Annotated in this window: 3 protein-coding genes; all 3 read left to right on the top strand. The window is 40.9% G+C overall.

Annotation, left to right across the window (positions count from 1 at the left end; all coding sequences use genetic code 11):
- The coding region (locus ACWDVG_RS31655) for an amino acid--tRNA ligase-related protein (protein WP_451704367.1) at window positions 1–146 on the top strand (146 nt) is incomplete at its 5' end.
- A gap of 148 nt (window positions 147–294) precedes the next feature.
- Complete coding sequence (gene rpsF / locus ACWDVG_RS31650; protein ID WP_033606150.1) at window positions 295–585, top strand: 30S ribosomal protein S6; 291 nt, start codon at window positions 295–297, stop codon at window positions 583–585.
- Window positions 586–596: 11 nt separating this feature from the next.
- Window positions 597–1,067 (top strand): single-stranded DNA-binding protein SsbA, encoded by a 471-nt coding sequence (gene ssbA, locus ACWDVG_RS31645; protein ID WP_000609596.1) that lies wholly within the window; start codon window positions 597–599, stop codon window positions 1,065–1,067.
- Window positions 1,068–1,149: the final 82 nt, after the last annotated feature.

Genomic DNA, 1,149 nt, shown 5'->3' with positions numbered 1-1,149 from the left:
TCTATCTTGACCTTCGTAAATACGGTACAGTTCCACACGGAGGATTTGGTATCGGTATCGAGCGTATGATAACCTTCGCAGCTGGAACCAAACACATCCGTGAAGCCATTCCATTCCCACGTATGTTGCATCGTATCAAACCATAAACTAGTAAAAAGAAGATATTTTCATCTTCTTTTTTCACTTTTATCTTGCTATCTATCAGTTTTTCTAGTATAATAGTTTATTGTGAGCAAACCTCACTTACCCCTTGCAAAGTCTTGGGGTCATTAGACCAAAAGGAGGAATATATCAATGGCTAAATACGAAATTCTTTATATCATTCGTCCAAACATTGAAGAAGAAGCGAAAAACGCTTTGGTAGCACGTTTTGACTCTATCTTGACTGACAACGGTGCAACTGTTGTTGAATCAAAATCATGGGAAAAACGTCGTCTTGCATACGAAATCCAAGATTTCCGTGAAGGACTTTACCACATCGTTAACGTTGAAGCAAACGACGACTTAGCTCTTAAAGAGTTTGACCGTCTTTCAAAAATCAACGCTGACATTCTTCGTCACATGATCGTCAAACTTGACGCGTAAGAAGGTAAATTATGATTAACAATGTTGTACTTGTAGGGCGTATGACACGTGACGCTGAGTTGCGTTATACCCCATCAAATGTAGCAGTTGCGACTTTTACTCTTGCAGTAAACCGTACATTTAAGAGTCAAAATGGCGAACGTGAGGCTGATTTTATCAATGTCGTTATGTGGCGCCAACAGGCTGAAAATCTTGCTAACTGGGCTAAAAAAGGCTCTCTTATCGGGATCACAGGTCGTATCCAGACTCGTAGTTACGATAACCAGCAAGGACAACGTGTCTACGTAACAGAAGTCGTGGCTGAGAATTTCCAAATGTTGGAAAGCCGCGGAGTGCGTGAAGGACATACAGGTGGAGCTTATTCTGCACCAACTGCTGGTCAATCAGCACCTGCAAATCCAGTACCAGACTTTTCACGTTCTGAAAATCCATTTGGAGCAACCAATCCATTGGACATTTCAGATGATGATTTACCATTCTAATGGACAATTAATACTATAAAGGAGAAAAAACATGGCTCAACAACGTCGTGGCGGATTCAAACGCCGTAAAAAAGTTGATTAC

The organism is Streptomyces sp. NPDC003327 (assembly GCF_053589515.1).
This window is presented reverse-complemented; position numbering and strand designations above follow the sequence as displayed.